We start from the raw sequence: 17,052 nt of genomic DNA, 5'->3' as shown, positions 1-17,052 counted from the left end.
TAATGAAACCAACAGATGTCCCTTCAATCCAACACAGCGCTCGCCAAGTCGCGATTCAAGTTGTTACTAATGTCTTGTTACAACAAGGTTCCCTTAGCACTCAGCTAGCACGTCACCAACACGATGTTGCCAGCGAGCACATTCCGCTTCTAAAGGAATTGTGCTTTGGTGTCTGCCGTCAGTACCCATTATTAAACAGTATTGCTTTGCACCTGTTGAACCATCCGTTCGAAGAGAAGGACATGGATCTTTATGCCGCTCTGTTGATTGGTTTATACCAGCTTGGCTACATGAATACACCAGATCATGCTGCGGTAAATGAAACCGTTGAAGCCTGCCGTTTACTAAAGAAAGACTGGGCGACCAAGTTGATCAATGCCGTACTGCGCCGCTACCAACGCGAAGCAGACGACATTATTGAGACACTTGAAGCCATGCCATCTGTGGAATACAACCAGCCAAAATGGTTAGTGAAACGCTTTAAGAAACATTGGCCAGAACAGTTCGAACAAATAATCGAAGCCAGTAATGCGCATCCTCCAATGTGCATTCGCGTAAACGAAAGCCAAGTTTCACGTGAAACATACAAGACTCAAATGGCTGAGAAGGGTATAGATTCAGAAGAAGGGTTACTTTCACCTTCTGCTTTGTACCTAAGATCTGCCGTTAGAGTAAATGAGTTACCTGAATTCGATGAAGGCTTTTCCAGCGTTCAAGACGAATCAGCTCAGCTGGCTACACATATTTTGGCTCCAAGCCTTGGCGAACACGTCTTAGACGCGTGTGCCGCGCCGGGTGGCAAAACAGGCCATCTTCTTGAGTTTGCTGCTGCGGCACAAGACGTAGAAGAAACTCTCGACTTAACCGCCGTTGAGTTAGAACCGTGGCGTTTAGAAAAAATCGAAGCCAATCTAGAACGTATTGGATTAATGGCAAACTTACAATGCGCCGATGCAGGGGACCTGGATGCTTGGTGGGATGGTACGCCATTCGACAAAATCCTTCTTGATGTGCCTTGTTCTGCAACCGGTGTTATTCGTCGGAACCCAGACATTAAGATCAATCGAAAACCTGTCGACATTGAAGAGCTCATTGCCATTCAAAAAGTTATTTTGGATAAGGTCTGGAGCACACTGAAAACAGGCGGCCATCTTTTGTATGCGACTTGCTCTTTAATGCCTGAAGAAAACGAACTGCAAATTGCTGATTTCTTAGCGTCTCATGCTGATGCTAAAGAGGTGGTTATGAACGCTTTAAATCCATCCATAAATACAGAGTGGGGCATTGCTGTTTCTCATGGGCGTCAATTATTCCCAACACTTAAGGGACACGACGGCTTCTATTATTGCCTGATCCAAAAAAACAGCTAAGTAACACAGAACACTAAATCGAAGAAAAGAATCGTTTAGATTCGACAACTTAAAAAATGCTCGGGCAATTGTTTCACATGAAACATACAAACTGTCTGAGCATTTTTTAAGGCTCATGCTTACTTTCCCTCTGTATGACTATTTAAAGCTTAATTTTTTAAATATTTCACAAATGTCATTAAAGTATTAGTTTGAAGTCTTTAAAATACAGCCTACCATGTAGGGTAAATCAAGATCATTATTAGCGCTCATGAGAGCCAACAAGAACAACTAAAAAAGAGCAATGATTTAAGATCGCGCTCTAAGGCAAAATATGAAAATCATCATTATCGGGGCTGGCCAAGTTGGCGCAACGCTCGCTGAAAACCTTGCTAACGAAGACAATGACATTACCGTTATTGATCCTGATCTAACGCGCCTAAGAGAGCTTCAGGATCGTTTGGATATTCAGACTGTCGAAGGCAGTGGCTCGCATCCTGCCGTATTGGAGCAAGCAGGTTGTAATGATGCTGATATGTTAATCGCGGTAAGTAACCATGATGAAACCAACATGGTGGCTTGCCAAGTTGCGCATACCTTATTTAAAACGCCAACAAAAATTGGCCGTGTTCGCTCAAGCGCCTACGCTAATTACCCACAACTGTTTAACGACCAAGCATTACCAATCGATGTTCGTATCAGTCCAGAAAAAGAAGTAACGAAACATTTAAGCAGATTGATTCGTTATCCTGGTGCACTTCAAGTGATGGAATTTGCAGAAGGTAAAGTCCAGCTTGTTGTTGTAAAAGCAGAAAAGGGAGGTCCTCTTATTGATCAACCTATCAGCTATTTACGCGAACATATGCCGTCAATTCAGACTCGAATTGCGGCCATTTATCGCGATGGTAAATCTATAAAACCAGACGGTAATACCTGTATTCGTGCCAATGACGAGGTTTTCTTTCTAACGCCACAACGTGATGTGTTAGATGTAATGAGTGAACTGCGCCCGTTAGATACGCCTTATCGACGAATTATTATTGCCGGTGGCGGTAACATCGGTGAGCGTTTAGCTCATAGCCTTGAAAAAGAATACCGTGTAAAAATCATAGAACGAGATTTAGAACGCTGCCGTTATCTTTCTGAAAACCTAGATAACACCATTGTGCTTAACGGTGATGCTTCGAAAAAAGAATTATTATTAGAAGAAAATATCGAATCAACCGATGTATTTTGTGCGCTGACCAACAACGATGAAGCCAATATCATGTCTTCAATGCTGGCCAAAGTTTTGGGAGTACGTACGGTAATGACCATTATCAACAACCCTGCGTACGTTGATATCGTTCAGGAAGGTATGATCGACATTGCAATTTCCCCTCAGCAAACAACCATCAGTTCGTTACTCAGTTATATTCGTCGTGGCGACGTAGTAAACGTACACTCAATGCGCAAAGGCGCTGCTGAAGCATTAGAAGCTGTTGCTCATGGTGATTTCCGATCCTCTAAAGTAGTCGGTCGTAGTATTGCGAAAATCAATTTACCAGAAGGTGCAACCATAGGCGCGGTTGTTCGAGGTGATGAAATTATTCTCGCAACTGGGGATGTTGTCATTCAAGCTGAAGATCATGTCATCATCTTTGTATCGAATAAGAAACAGATTCCAGCCGTTGAGCAATTGTTCCAAGTAGGATTAACTTTCTTTTAGCCAAAAGACCGAATAACGTTAAGCGTCATTAACTATCTTTTCTATCACGAGGAAATCCGCCCGAGACATGGGAGGGCGCTGAAAATAAAAAGACCTTCAGCTAGGTGATTTAATCAAACCAGATTCAAGAGAATCTGGTGCTAGGAAGCAGCTATGCATATTAAAGTAATTTTACGCGTTATTGGTTTATTGGTTATGGTGTTTAGCCTCTCCTTAATTCCGCCTATGATTGTCTCTTTAATTTATTCTGATGGCGTTTTAGATTCCTTTGTTTATGCCATGGGCATTAACTTAATCGGTGGCTTTCTACTTTGGTTTCCTGTGCGCAATCACCGCGGGGAGCTAAAAATACGCGATGGTTTTTTGATTACTGTTCTGTTTTGGACAGTCCTAGGATTTTTTGGATCAGTACCATTCTTTTTAGCTGACACACCAGACCTTTCCTTTACTGATGCTTTGTTTGAATCCATCTCCGGGTTGACGACAACAGGGGCAACCATTTTAACGGGCATTGATGGCTTACCCGAATCCATTCTCTTTTATCGTCAATTGTTAACTTGGTTAGGCGGTATGGGGATTATCGTTTTGGCCGTGGCAATCATGCCTATGCTAGGCATTGGTGGTATGCAGCTTTATCGGGCAGAAACACCTGGCCCAGTAAAAGATACCAAGCTTACTCCTCGTATTGCCGAAACAGCCAAAGCGCTGTGGTACATCTACGCAACGTTAACCTGCCTTTGTGCATTAGGTTATTGGGCTGCTGGTATGAGTTTATTCGATGCGATTTGTCACAGTTTCTCAACAGTCGCCATCGGTGGTTTTTCTACACATGATGCCAGTATTGGTTACTTTAATAGTGTTCCAATTGAAATGATCGCGACTTTCTTTATGGTCGTTTCTGCATTTAACTTTGCTCTTCATTTTCATGCGTGGCGACATAAAAGCGTATTGCATTATTTGCTCGACCCAGAAGCCCGTTTCTTTCTGTTTATTTTGGCTTGTACTATCACGCTATCGACCTTCGTATTAGCAATGACATCCACCTATGATTGGGGAACGTCAATACGCTATGCCGTCTTTGAAAGTGTTTCAATTGCAACGACGTCTGGTTTTAGTACCTCCAATTTCTCGACGTGGCCACATTTTTTACCCTTCTTATTAATTGTTACTTCCTTTGCCGGTGGTTGTGCCAGCTCGACAGGGGGCGGTATGAAGGTGATTCGTATCTTATTAATCCTCAAGCAAGGGGTTCGAGAAATACAGCGTCTGGTGCATCCTAATGCGGTCATCCCTGTCAAAGTGGGTGGCAAGGCCATTCCTGAGCGTGTGGTCTCCGCCGTCTGGGGGTTCTTTTCCGCTTACCTTTTAGTGTATGTCATCTTAATGATTGGCTTAATGGCAACAGGTATGGATCAAGTAACAGCATGGTCTGCTGTTGCTGCCACGCTAAACAACTTAGGTCCAGGGCTCGGCGCCGTTTCGAACACGTTCGCAGATGTAAATGACCCAGCGAAATGGATGTTATGTTTTTCTATGCTATTAGGGCGTTTAGAGGTGTTTACCTTGTTGGTATTATTTACGCCTATGTTCTGGCAGAAATAACCAAGAGAGAAGTATATGACTCCGGCTATCGATTTATTAAAGAAACTCAATATTGCCGTGACTATTCACGAATATGCGCATGAGGCTGATTGTCATAATTTTGGCGAAGAGGCCGCAGAAAAACTCAACTTAAACTCTGCGACTGTTTTCAAAACATTATTAGTCAGCGATGAGAAAAGCTTCTTTGTTGCCATCGTCCCAGTAACAGGGACGCTTAACTTAAAACGCGCGGCAGCGGCTTTTCGTGTTAAAAAGTTACGCATGGCAGAGCCGAAAGAAGCAGAAAGATTAACAGGGTATTTAGTCGGCGGTATCAGTCCTATAGGTCAAAAAAAACGCCTGATAACTTGCATAGACAGCAGTGCGCTGGCATTTGAAAAAATTTATGTGAGCGGCGGAAAGCGAGGATTAGACATCGGACTTGCACCACAAGATTTAAGCAAAGCGTGTCATGAGGCAAACTTTGCTGACATTCGTGACGAAAAATAATCCACTAGATACGTTTGTATCCGTCTTAATATTTAAGGCTAGGTACATTTAAAGAAAGGTAATCAACACAATGCTGCAAACAAAACCCATTATTCTATTAGACCGAGACGGTGTGATTAACCAAGATTCTGATGCTTATGTAAAGTCTGTCGATGAATGGATTCCGTTACCAGGTAGTATTAAATCCATTGCGGCATTATCAAAAGCAGGTTTTCAGGTATTTGTCGTAACAAACCAATCTGGCATTGCTCGAGGCTATTACGACGAAGCAACACTCAACGCGATGCACGATAAGATGAAAGCACTCGTCGCGAAAGAAGGCGGTTCGATTGCTGGTATTGAATATTGCCCACATGGGCCAGATGACAATTGCTCATGCCGAAAGCCAAAAAGCGGCATGATTGAAGCCATCGAAACACAGCTTGGTTTGTCTTTCGAAACGATGCCAGCCATCATGGTAGGAGACTCATTAAGAGATTTACAAGCCGGCAAAGCAAGAGGCTGCTCGCCCGTACTTGTACTAACAGGCAATGGCCGAGAGACTCAATATAAAGCCATCGACTTTCATTTCGAAATATATACCGATCTAGCGGCTTTCACCATATCAACATTACACAAGTATCTCTAATAGAAGACTAAAGAGTTAGTAATCACTTACTAACTCTTTATCTTGAAATACTATTATTCTTTATGAGCGTGATAAAAGCTCGATGCTTTTGCGCGGTTCCCACAGATATCCATACTACACCATCGCCGTTTTTTCGAGCGAGATGTATCCACAAACATCAATATGCATTTTTCATTCGAACAATGTTTAACATGAAGACTAAGAGGCGAAGTCAGTAAATTGGCCGCTTCGTAAGCTACTTTTCCAAGCAATTTATCTACCGACAGTTTTTTATCAAAAGGCTGCAATGAAATATCTTGGTTAACCACTAACAATTGCTGCTGAAGCGGTGCATTGCGCAAATGCTTATTAAGCACACTGAGCGCATCTTCAGGCAATACCTGCTTGTCTGTGTTTGCAGTAACCAATGTTTTTATACTACTCCTAAGCTGCCATACATCTTCTATATTTGCATTGGTATCAATACTTTCTAAAGGCACCTCCATTTCTGCCGCCCACTGAAACAAGTCCTGCAGGCACTCAAGTTGATTCACCACTTTTTCATGGGTAGAGAATTGCGTATTGATAAAATCCACAGCGAGATTATTTCCCACTCGGATAAAGGTTTTTTTATCTTCTCTCATACTAACCATTATAATTTATCTTTACAGGTTAGAAAAGGGAATATAACATAACCGTTAAACCTTAATTTTAAAGGTTATAATTTTTAACTAATTAGAAGGCAAAAAAACATGGCACATACTCAAGGAATCCATCATCTTGGTCTTACTGTTCCTGACGTTAAAGAGGCAAGTGCCTTTTTTGTAGAAGCATTAGGTTTCACACAAGTACAAGAAGTACCATCGTATCCAGCGGTTTTTGTTACTGATGGTGTCGTCATGCTGACACTTTGGCAGGCAGAAAATCCCGAAAAAGCAACGCCTTTTAATCGTCGAGAAAATATTGGGCTACACCATTTTGCGTTGCGCCTTGCCGACACGACGACGTTGGCATTACTACATGAACAACTAAGTTCACGCGATGACGTGACCATCGAATTTGCGCCAGAAGATTTAGGTGAAAGTGGATTGCAACACATGATGTGCCGAATCCCTGGTAACATTCGTCTTGAATTGATTGCAATTTAATCACCTCGTCATGATTTATTAATACAATATCAGAGGTATATATGGCCTTTAATACTTCCCCTAATGCACCTTTTCATATCGGTGAACAGCAAGCGCAAGAACGTGTTGACGCACGTGAAACACTTGCCCATTGGGGAGGGAGGGCCATTCGACCTTTCTTTCCAGAACAACACCGTGATTTCTTTCGCCAACTTCCTTTCATTATCGCTTCTGCTAGAGATAAGAACGGCTTACCTTGGGTAACCATGTTGGCGGGGGACATTGGCTTTATTTCTTCACCAGACAAGGCACATTTACATTTTTCAGCCTTACCAAACAAAGGCGATGCACTTGAACATGCTTTTACAGATGGCGCTGAAATCGGCCTTATTGGTATTGAATTAGAAAGTCGTCGTCGTAACAGGGCGAGTGGCTCAGTAACAAAGGCAGATAAAAGCGGCATCACTTTCGCCGTTTCTCAATCTTATGGAAATTGCCCCCAGTACATTTCAGAAAGAGAATGGCAACATACCAATGTTGATGATAATAAAATATCTGTTACACAGCATCGCCACTTAACACCCTCTATGAAGAAATGGATCGCATCTGCAGACACTCTGTTTATTGCCAGCGGCTATTCAGAAGACAGTCACGATGAAAACAAACCATCAGCTTATGGAATGGACGCTTCACACCGTGGTGGCGCCGCGGGATTTGTAACCATTTCTAATGATAATAAATTGGTTATACCTGATTATTCTGGTAATAATTTCTTTAACACCATCGGGAATTTACTGTTAGACCCTTTAATAGGATTACTATTTATTGACTTCGATACAGGCAGTTTATTGCAACTGAGTGGTCGAGCGAAAATAGATTGGGATTCAGAAAAAGTACGAGCGTACCAAGGCGCACATCGATTATTGAACATAGATATAGATAAAATAGTACAGTTAGACGGTGTTTTACCATTGCGCTGGCGCTTACCAGAAGGTATTAAAGGTGGACTAATGGTCACCAAAAAGGTCGTAGAAAGCGACGATGTCACCTCGTTCGAACTTGTTTCACACAATCAAACCGCGCTGCCAGTTTTTCGAGCAGGACAATTCCTGCCAATACAACTCGCTTTATCTGCGCAAGATGCTCTTACAGAGCGAACTTATTCTCTTTCAAACTCACCAACAGACGAACACTATCGCATCAGTGTTAAACGTGAGAGCCATGGTCTGGGCTCACGCTATTTGCACGATGCCATTCAAGTTGGCGATATTATTCAGGCTAAAAAACCTAATGGCGACTTCCTACTAAAATTCCCCACCCGCCCAGTAGTATTAATCAGTGCTGGCATTGGTGCCACTCCCTTAGTCAGCATGTTACATTCCGCGATCCAATCAAATGTTGCGCCCTCGATTCATTTCTTTTATGGCGCTCGTAATGGCACCCATGCACCTTTGCTACCTGAAATTCGGGTTCTAGAAAAGCAGCATGATAGTTTTCATCTGGATATCTTATTTAGTCAGCCTAGCGAGCAGGATACACTTGGCGAAGACTACGATGAAACAGGGCGAATTACAGGGGAGCTCATTCAACGAAAAGTAGCCGATTTAAACGCCGACTTTTACCTATGCGGGCCTACAAATTTCCTTACTGATTTAATAATAAAACTTGAAGCCCTTGGCATAAGACGAGACCACATATACTCCGAAAGTTTTTAGACTCCCTAGCAAATAAACAATGAGGTCATGTCAGTCCATAACCTCATTTTCTGACTTAATCAGAATGTCTATATTGTCCTCGATCCAATCCGCCAACCCAATGACGTGCTCTGATACTTGCTGGCCGATCTCAGTCAAGCTGTATTCCACATGAGGCGGTACGACAGGATAAGACACTCTCAATATAAAACCATCTTTCTCCAACACTTGCAGCGTCTGCGCCAGCATCTTCTCACTGACGCCATGAATCGTGCGGCGCAATTCACTAAAACGCTGTGTTTTTCCACCTTTTAACGCCAACAACACGAGTACGGCCCAACGGCTCGTTACATGCTTGAGAATATTCCGAGAGGGACATTGGTCTGAGAATACATTTCCGCGATTAAACTTTTGGCTTAACCCCGTTTCTTCAGATCCATTTAAATTATTATCATGTTTTTTCATACTTACCTTTTTGTATGTACTTACTAAAAGTTTGTTAGTGGATTATTCTACTCTCATCAACGAACAACTCAAAGGAGAAAACCATGATTTTAGTCACCGGTGCATCAGGTCAATTGGGCCGTCTTATCGTCGCAAATTTAATCCAACGCGGCACGCCTGCCAATCAAATCGTCGCAGCCGTACGTTCACCTGAAAAAGCACAAGACTTAGCAGAACAGGGTATTATTGTGCGCCAAGCGGACTACACAGATACAGCGTCTTTAACCGCTGCAATGGAAGGCGTAAAGCGAGTTGTACTGGTGTCATCCAGTGAAGTGGGCCAACGTACACCACAGCATAAAAACCTGATTCAAGCGGCAAAAGATGCCAAGGTTGAACTACTGGCATATACCAGCATTCTCGATGCGCAAAACTCGCCACTGGCTCTTGCTGCGGAACACGTAGAAACAGAACAAGCGCTACTAGATTCTGGTGTTCCTCATGTTCTATTGCGCAACGGCTGGTACTCAGAAAACTACACTGGCACCGTCGCTATGGCCATTGAACATGGCGCTGTTTTAGGCAGTGCAGAAGAGGGTAAATACGCCACAGCAGCACGAGCAGACTATGCAGAAGCCGCGGCGGTCGCTATTACAGCTGAAAACCAAGCTGGAAAAGTATACGAGTTAGCAGGAGACAATGCGTTTACGTTAGCCGAATACGCACAAAAAATCAGTCAAATCAGTGGTAAAAGCGTAGTCTACCAAAACCTACCAGAAGCAGAATACGCGAAAGTACTCGTGCAAGTCGGCTTACCTGAAGGCCTCGCCGTCATACTCGCAGACTCAGACGTTGGCGCATCAAAAGGCGGCTTATTCAACGACAGTAAAACATTATCGACACTGATCGGCCGACCAACGACACCGATCGAAGACAGCATCAAAGCCGCACTTTAAAGCAGTGTAGATGGATCATGTAACAACCATGATTCAGACCTATTATTAACGAAAGGCTTATCTAGCCATAAAAAAAGCGGTTAGAGTTTTCACTCTAACCGCTTTTTTGAAGGATATTGGTACGAAGAATCAGATATCCAAGTTCGCTACATTCAAGGCATTTTCTTGAATGAAGTTACGACGTGGTTCTACTTCGTCACCCATTAAGGTTGTGAACATTTGGTCAGCGGCAACAGCGTCGTCGATGGTAACGCGCAACATACGGCGTGCATCTGGGTCCATTGTTGTTTCCCATAGCTGGTCAGGGTTCATCTCACCCAGTCCTTTGTAACGCTGTGTCGTTAAGCCACGAGACGCTTCTTTCATCAACCAAGCTTTCATGTCGCTGATGGTTTCTACTGGCTGACGACGTTCGCCACGTTGGATGAAAGATTCTTCACCAAACAATTCAGCGACGGTTTCAGACATAGCCACAATGCGCTTGTATTCAGGAGAGTTGAAGAAAGTCGCTTCAAAACGGTAACGGTTCGACACACCATGAGACATGATGTTGACCACTGGCAAGTACAAGTTACGCTCATCGTCTTTCTCTACTGAGAAGTCAAAACGGAAACCAGTACGTGCATCCAATGGCATTTGGCTACGAATCGCTTCGACCCATTCTGTCACGGCGGCTTCGTTCATTAGATCGTCTTGAGTTAACGCTTTGCAGTACAGAAGCTTACCCATAACATCTTTTGGGTATACACGAGACAAACGGTCAATATCACCTTCAATGCGAATGTAATCACGAACCAATGTTGCTAGATGTTCGCCTTGAATGCCCGGTGCTTCTTCATTAACGTGCATGTGCGCGCCATCTAACGCCACTTCGATCAAGTATTGCTGCATCGCCGCTTCATCTTTAATGTATTGCTCTTGCTTACCACGTTTGATTTTAAACAATGGCGGTTGTGCAATAAAGATATGACCGCGTTCGATGATCTCTGGCATTTGACGGAAGAAGAAAGTCAGCAACAAGGTACGAATGTGCGATCCATCGACGTCGGCATCGGTCATGATGACGATGCTGTGGTAGCGTAGTTTGTCTGCATTGAACTCATCACGGCCAATACCACAACCTAGAGCGGTAATTAGAGTACCTACTTCGACAGACGATAGCATTTTGTCAAAACGTGCTTTCTCGACGTTAAGAATTTTACCTTTAAGAGGCAAAATCGCTTGTGTACGACGATCACGACCTTGTTTGGCAGAACCACCCGCAGAATCACCCTCCACTAAGTAGATTTCAGAAAGAGCTGGATCTTTCTCCTGACAATCGGCCAATTTACCTGGCAAACCGGCGATGTCTAACGCGCCTTTACGACGCGTCATATCACGCGCACGACGTGCGGCTTCACGAGCACGAGCCGCATCAATCATTTTGTTTACAATGATTTTGGCTTCGCTTGGCTTCTCAAGAAGGTATTCAGAAAAACGCTTACTCATTTCTTGTTCAACGGCCGTTTTCACTTCAGAAGAGACAAGCTTGTCTTTGGTCTGAGAAGAGAATTTTGGATCAGGTACTTTCACAGAAACAATGGCGGTCAATCCTTCACGAGAGTCATCACCGGTGGTCGCTACTTTTTGCTTTTTCGCTAGACCTTCTTTCTCAATAAAGGTGTTCAGCGTACGCGTCAACGCACCACGGAAACCCGCTAAGTGAGCACCACCATCGCGCTGAGGGATGTTATTGGTGTAACAGTAGATGTTTTCTTGGAAACCTTCATTCCACTGCAATGCCACTTCAACCGCGATACCATCATCAAGATCGTCTCGTTGACAAATGAAGTGAAAAATATCGTTGATAGGCGTTTTGTTGGTATTCAAATGCTCAACAAACGAACGCAAACCACCGGTATAATTGAAGAAATCTTCTTTACCTGTACGCTCATCTTTTAGATGAATCGCAACACCAGAGTTCAAGAAAGACAATTCACGAAGGCGTTTCGCTAAGATGTCATAAACAAATAAGATATTACTGAATGTTTCAGCAGAAGGTTTGAAATGAACCGTCGTACCCGCACCATCGGACTCGCCGACAACGGCTAACGGTGCATCTGGTACGCCATGAGTATAATGCTGCTCATAGACTTTACCTTCTTTACGGATCGTCAAGGTAACAGCTTCAGATAGGGCATTTACTACTGAAATACCTACACCATGAAGACCACCAGAAACCTTGTAAGAATTGTCATCAAACTTACCGCCAGCATGCAGGACGGTCATGATAACTTCGGCAGCAGATACGCCTTCTTCTTCGTGCATATCCACAGGGATACCACGGCCGTTATCAGAAACAGAAATCGATTCATCTGGATGAATAAGTACCGTGACCGTATCACAATGACCCGCTAAGGCTTCATCAATCGAGTTATCTACAACTTCGAACACCATATGGTGCAAACCGGTTCCGTCGTCCGTGTCGCCAATGTACATACCAGGGCGTTTACGTACGGCATCTAGCCCTTTGAGCACCTTGATACTGGACGAATCGTAATTATTTTCACTCATTTAACTCTCCTGCAAACCTTTGCTCGATAAGGACAATTCGCCGTTATTCATAGAAAAGTGACGAACGTCTGTGGTGTCGGCCCACGTAAAATCCGTGGTATCTGGTCCAACACTCGTAATAAAAATTTGGCTGTTTAGTGATTCCAATAAACGACACAGTTTTTGCCTATGATTGGCATCTAACTCTGCGGGTAAATCGTCCACTAAAAAGACCAAGGGGCGACCCATGTCGATCAGTAGTTGCCCTTGGGCGATTTTCAATGCGGACACGACTAACTTTTGCTGTCCGCGTGACAAGGTATCTAATGCATCGCCAGTCTCGGCTTTTACACGTAAATCGGCTCTTTGTGGGCCGGTATGCGTATAACCCAGTTCAATATCGCGCTCTCGTCCAGCTTCCACAGCCATTTGTAAGGATTTTTGAGAATCCCAGCCTTGGAAGAATTGCAGAGAGACGGTTAAGTCTTCGTTCAGCAGAGCTAACACCTTTAAAAAATAAGGCGTTAGGCGTTCAACATAAGCTTTACGCGAGGTATTGACCTGTTCACCGAGGCGGATTAATTCCTGATCAAAAGCCGCCAATAAACTGGGAGATATTTTACCACGTCTGAGCAAGGTATTCCGCTGTTTTAATGCTTTTTGCCAGCCACGCCATGCACGAATAAATTCACCGTCAAAATGGAACACGCCCCAGTCAATAAACTGCCTTCTAACGCTAGGAGCACCTTCCAATAATCGAAACGCATCAGGGTTAATAAGTTGCACAGGCAAACGTTCAGCAAGTTCCACAACTGATTGAGCACGCTGACCTTGAATGTGCACGTCTATTTTCCCATCTCTATGGCGTTGCAGCCCGACAGGGATTGGATTGCCTTGCTCTTGATGCAATTGGGCGAACACTAAACAGTGCTCGTTTTCGTGTTGGATGTAGGTTTTGTGTTTATGACTACGAAAGGAACGCCCGAAAGAGAGCAAATGAATGGCTTCAAGAACAGAGGTTTTACCACTGCCGTTTTCACCAATAATTATATTAACTTGAGGCGAAGGTTCAAAGCGCACACTTGAGAGGTTGCGAACATGAGAGATGTCCAAACGCACCAGCGGCATAAAGCGGAAACCTTAATCGGAGTGAGAAAGAGAAAACCATGTAGTCATTAGGCAACTAATGACTACATGGTTAACAAGAGATCATAGGCGCATTGGCATCACAACGTACTGTGCCGCATGGCTTTGTGCTTCTTCAACGAGCGCACTGCTATTGGAGTCATTGAGCGATAAACGCACTTCTTGTGTATCGACCACACCCAGAACATCCAACAAATAACCCACGTTAAAGCCAACTTCTAGATTATCGCCTTGGTATTGAACCAATACGGATTCTTCAGCTTCTTCTTGCTCTGGGTTATTGGCAAAAACTTGCAACATGCCGTTAGACAAAATTAAACGTACACCGCGGTATTTTTCATTCGATAGAATCGAAGCGCGTAAAAAGACTTGGCGTAGTTCAAGACGATCCGCAATAATGATTTTCTCGTTATTACGAGGAATAACCCGATGATAATCTGGGAATTTGCCGTCAACAAGCTTAGATGTGAAGACAAATTCGCCTACTTTTGCGCGAATATGATTGGAACTAATCGTTAGTTCAACCACTTCTTCGGTATCGTTTAATAGACGATTTAACTCCAAGACCCCCTTACGAGGGACAATGACTTGCGTTAAATCACCACTCACTTGTGCATCTTCAACCGCTGTCGCCAAACGGTGACCATCGGTTGCTACAACTCGTAACTGACCATCAGCAACTTCGAACAACATGCCGTTAAGATAGTAACGAACATCCTGGTTAGCCATGGCAAAGCCGGTGCGATCAATCAAACGACGCACACTTATTTGCGGGATAGAGACCGTTAGATCACCTTGCATGTCTTGAATATTCGGAAATTCATCGGCTGGTAATGTCGACAAACTAAAACGCGAGCGACCAGAACGAATCACCGCTTTTTGCTCATCAAGTGTAAATTCAATAACAGCACTGTCTGGCAAACTTTTGCAGATGTCCATTAGTTTACGAGCAGGTACAGTAATACGACCTTCTTCACACTCGTCTAATGGGACATGGCCCACCAATTCCACTTCCAAATCCGAACCGGTAAGGGTTAATGTTTGGTCTTTTACTTCCACCAATACATTGGCCAAAACAGGCATGGTCTGTTTGCGCTCTACAACGCCCGCCACCAATTGAAGTGGCTTAAGAAGTGTCTCGCGGACAACTGAAAATTTCATTATTTTCCCCGTTAACTCAACGTCTTAGACCATCAGGTGGTCAGAATTCGCATCAATTGTTTGTAGTCTTCACGGATATCAGAATCCGTATCTTGTAGTTCTTTGATCTTACGAATCGCATGCAAAGCCGTGGTGTGATCACGGCCGCCAAACGCATCACCAATTTCTGGCAAGCTATGGTTGGTCAATTCCTTCGCAAGTGACATGGCAACTTGACGAGGACGAGCGACAGAACGACTGCGACGCTTGGATAACAAATCGCTGATCTTAATTTTATAATATTCCGCCACAATGCGCTGGATATTATCAATGTTCACCAGCTTATCTTGCAAGGCCAAAAGATCTTTTAGTGACTCGCGAACAAAATCTGGTGTAATCGCCCGACCGGTAAAGTGAGAATTGGCGATGACTCGTTTCAATGCACCTTCCAATTCTCGCACATTAGAGCGAATTTTTTGAGCAATAAAGAAGGCTGAATCATACGACAGCTTCACGCCGCTTTCATCCGCTTTACGCATCAAGATAGCAACACGGGTTTCTAGCTCAGGCGGCTCAATAGCAACCGTCAGCCCCCAACCAAAACGTGATTTCAGACGATCTTCTAAGCCATTAATTTCTTTAGGATAACGGTCACAGGTAAGAATCATCTGTTGCCCGCCTTCCAATAAGGCATTAAAGGTATGGAAAAACTCTTCTTGAGTACGGTCTTTACCTGCAAAAAATTGAATGTCATCAATAAGTAACGCATCTACCGAACGATAATATCGTTTAAAATCGTTGATCGCGTTTAGTTGCAATGCTTTTACCATATCCGCTACGAAACGCTCTGAATGCAGATAAACCACCTTAGCATTCGGATTGTGACGCATCATTTCTGTACCAACGGCTTGCATTAAGTGAGTTTTACCTAAGCCAACGCCACCGTATATAAAGAGTGGGTTGTAAGCACCGCCTGGATTTTCTGCGACTTGCAATGCGGCTGCATGAGCAAGTTGATTCGATTTACCCTCGATGAAGTTTTCAAAGGTAAAAGAATTATTTAGATTGGCGCCGTGATTGATACCACCTTCAACATCGACCTTACGCTTAGGTGGTGTTAAAGGAAGCTGCCCTTGTTCATAGGGCTCTAAATCATTACCACGTAATCCTGCACCAGATAATGTTAATGGTGCTTCAAACTCTAAATCAGCATGTTGAGTGCCTTCACCATCCATAAGACCAAAACCAACGCCAGGGTGATAACCTGACTCATTAGCCACTTCATTATTAAGTGGACTAGATACAGGCTCAACTGGGGGCGCAGGTGGACGTGGGGCAGATTGGTTAGCTTGCGCAAAGTTTTGCTCTTTTACCGCAAAACGTAAAACGGGCGATGGATCGGCTCCTGCCAATTCTGACAATAGCTCTTTAATGCGCGCTTGATACTTGTTACTCACCCAATCCAACACAAAACGGTTAGGGGCGCGTAAGCACAATTCACCATTGGGCGTAATTTCAGCCTCTAACGGACGAATCCAAGTGTTAAACTGCAATGTGGAAAACTCGTCCTGTAAACGCCGAAGGCAAAGATTCCAATGCTCCAAAGACACTGTTGGCGTACTCCCTGATTGAGTGACAGATAAGAGGCGGATTTTACCCTGCAGAATTTTAGTTATCCACACATAAATCGAAAAACACACATTTAATGGTATAAAACTAAAATTTGTTAATAACAGTCGAGGTTATGCACAGCGGTAGATAAGTTTTTCCTTTGTGCATAAAATAGGCACTTATACACATGTATACAAGCGGTTACTAGAAATGTTTTCCACAAGTAAAAACGGCATTATCATTTTGATTTTTATACACATAATTTTTTTATATTTTCACCTGTTGATAACTTTACGGAGGTTTAAAAAATATTGTCCACTGATCAGGTACAAGTCTGTTAGTAAGTATTTAATTAAATGTGGAGGTATTTTTTTAATAATTAAGCATCAGTAGTGATTGAATTTCTTAGAGAAAGGTTTTAAAATCCGCGCCCTGATTTTGAATCAAAATGTAGAGGCTTGGCTAAGGCTAACCCTCAAAACTGAAACACTGCTTCAGTGAGTGAATAAAGATGAAAAGAACTTTTCAACCTAGCGTTCTAAAACGCAAACGCAACCACGGTTTCCGTGCTCGTATGGCTACTAAAAGCGGACGTCAAATCGTCGCTCGTCGTCGTGCTCGTGGCCGCAAGGTATTAAGCGCATAAA

The 17,052-nt window shown here is 43.5% G+C and carries 15 protein-coding genes; 9 read left to right on the top strand and 6 right to left on the bottom strand.

Features of this window, described 5'->3' with window-relative positions:
• The first annotated feature begins 2 nt into the window (after positions 1–2).
• The 5 genes from rsmB to gmhB all read left to right on the top strand — a co-directional run bounded on the left by rsmB (position 3) and on the right by gmhB (position 5,776).
• Entirely contained in the window at positions 3–1,370 is a 1,368-nt protein-coding gene (gene rsmB, locus E0D70_RS02355) for a 16S rRNA (cytosine(967)-C(5))-methyltransferase RsmB (RefSeq protein ID WP_133010674.1), read from the top strand.
• Between the two features lie 313 nt (positions 1,371–1,683).
• Positions 1,684–3,057: a Trk system potassium transporter TrkA gene (gene trkA, locus E0D70_RS02350; RefSeq protein ID WP_133010673.1), complete on the top strand. Its 1,374-nt coding sequence runs from the start codon at positions 1,684–1,686 to the stop codon at positions 3,055–3,057.
• Between the two features lie 153 nt (positions 3,058–3,210).
• Entirely contained in the window at positions 3,211–4,659 is a 1,449-nt protein-coding gene (locus E0D70_RS02345) for a TrkH family potassium uptake protein (RefSeq protein WP_133010672.1), read from the top strand.
• 15 nt (positions 4,660–4,674) lie between these two features.
• Positions 4,675–5,148, top strand: a complete 474-nt coding sequence (ybaK, locus tag E0D70_RS02340; protein WP_133010671.1) for a Cys-tRNA(Pro) deacylase — start codon at positions 4,675–4,677, stop codon at positions 5,146–5,148.
• A 70-nt stretch (positions 5,149–5,218) separates the two neighbouring features.
• Positions 5,219–5,776, top strand: a complete 558-nt coding sequence (gene gmhB, locus E0D70_RS02335; RefSeq protein ID WP_133010670.1) for a D-glycero-beta-D-manno-heptose 1,7-bisphosphate 7-phosphatase — start codon at positions 5,219–5,221, stop codon at positions 5,774–5,776.
• A 53-nt stretch (positions 5,777–5,829) separates the two neighbouring features.
• Here the strand turns inward: gmhB and E0D70_RS02330 are convergent, their stop codons facing one another.
• Positions 5,830–6,408 carry a CGNR zinc finger domain-containing protein gene (locus E0D70_RS02330; protein ID WP_133010669.1) on the bottom strand — a complete coding sequence of 193 codons (579 nt, stop codon included), beginning with the start codon at positions 6,406–6,408 and terminating at the stop codon, positions 5,830–5,832.
• A 99-nt stretch (positions 6,409–6,507) separates the two neighbouring features.
• On the opposite strand from E0D70_RS02330, the gene E0D70_RS02325 reads away from it, so the two are divergent.
• Together E0D70_RS02325 and E0D70_RS02320 are read left to right on the top strand one after the other, a co-directional pair.
• The gene (locus E0D70_RS02325) at positions 6,508–6,903 is read left to right on the top strand and encodes a VOC family protein (protein ID WP_133010668.1); all 396 of its coding nucleotides are present in this window, start codon (positions 6,508–6,510) and stop codon (positions 6,901–6,903) included.
• Positions 6,904–6,944: 41 nt separating this feature from the next.
• Positions 6,945–8,597, top strand: coding sequence for an FAD-binding oxidoreductase (locus tag E0D70_RS02320; RefSeq protein ID WP_133010667.1), 1,653 nt, complete (start codon positions 6,945–6,947; stop codon positions 8,595–8,597).
• Between the two features lie 30 nt (positions 8,598–8,627).
• Here E0D70_RS02320 and E0D70_RS02315 read toward each other — a convergent pair whose 3' ends face one another.
• A complete protein-coding gene (locus tag E0D70_RS02315; RefSeq protein WP_133010666.1) occupies positions 8,628–9,041 on the bottom strand; it encodes a winged helix-turn-helix transcriptional regulator in 414 nt (137 codons plus the stop codon).
• Positions 9,042–9,124: 83 nt separating this feature from the next.
• On the opposite strand from E0D70_RS02315, the gene E0D70_RS02310 reads away from it, so the two are divergent.
• Positions 9,125–9,976, top strand: coding sequence for an SDR family oxidoreductase (locus tag E0D70_RS02310; protein WP_133010665.1), 852 nt, complete (start codon positions 9,125–9,127; stop codon positions 9,974–9,976).
• Positions 9,977–10,105: 129 nt separating this feature from the next.
• Here the strand turns inward: E0D70_RS02310 and gyrB are convergent, their stop codons facing one another.
• From gyrB to dnaA, 4 genes are all read right to left on the bottom strand, one after another.
• Positions 10,106–12,529: a DNA topoisomerase (ATP-hydrolyzing) subunit B gene (gyrB, locus tag E0D70_RS02305; protein WP_133010664.1), complete on the bottom strand. Its 2,424-nt coding sequence runs from the start codon at positions 12,527–12,529 to the stop codon at positions 10,106–10,108.
• Positions 12,530–13,636, bottom strand: coding sequence for a DNA replication/repair protein RecF (gene recF / locus E0D70_RS02300; protein ID WP_133010663.1), 1,107 nt, complete (start codon positions 13,634–13,636; stop codon positions 12,530–12,532).
• 81 nt (positions 13,637–13,717) lie between these two features.
• Positions 13,718–14,815: a DNA polymerase III subunit beta gene (dnaN, locus tag E0D70_RS02295; protein ID WP_133010662.1), complete on the bottom strand. Its 1,098-nt coding sequence runs from the start codon at positions 14,813–14,815 to the stop codon at positions 13,718–13,720.
• A 32-nt stretch (positions 14,816–14,847) separates the two neighbouring features.
• On the bottom strand, positions 14,848–16,404 hold the full coding sequence (gene dnaA, locus E0D70_RS02290) for a chromosomal replication initiator protein DnaA (RefSeq protein WP_133010661.1): 1,557 nt from the start codon (positions 16,402–16,404) through the stop codon (positions 14,848–14,850).
• 512 nt (positions 16,405–16,916) lie between these two features.
• On the opposite strand from dnaA, the gene rpmH reads away from it, so the two are divergent.
• Entirely contained in the window at positions 16,917–17,051 is a 135-nt protein-coding gene (rpmH, locus tag E0D70_RS02285) for a 50S ribosomal protein L34 (RefSeq protein ID WP_084035504.1), read from the top strand.
• The last annotated feature ends 1 nt before the right edge of the window (position 17,052 follow it).

The organism is Marinomonas flavescens (assembly GCF_004352835.1).
Taxonomy (GTDB): Bacteria; Pseudomonadota; Gammaproteobacteria; order Pseudomonadales; family Marinomonadaceae; genus Marinomonas; species Marinomonas flavescens.
The sequence above is the reverse complement of the archived record's forward strand: the minus strand, read 5'-3'. Positions and strand labels throughout refer to the sequence as shown.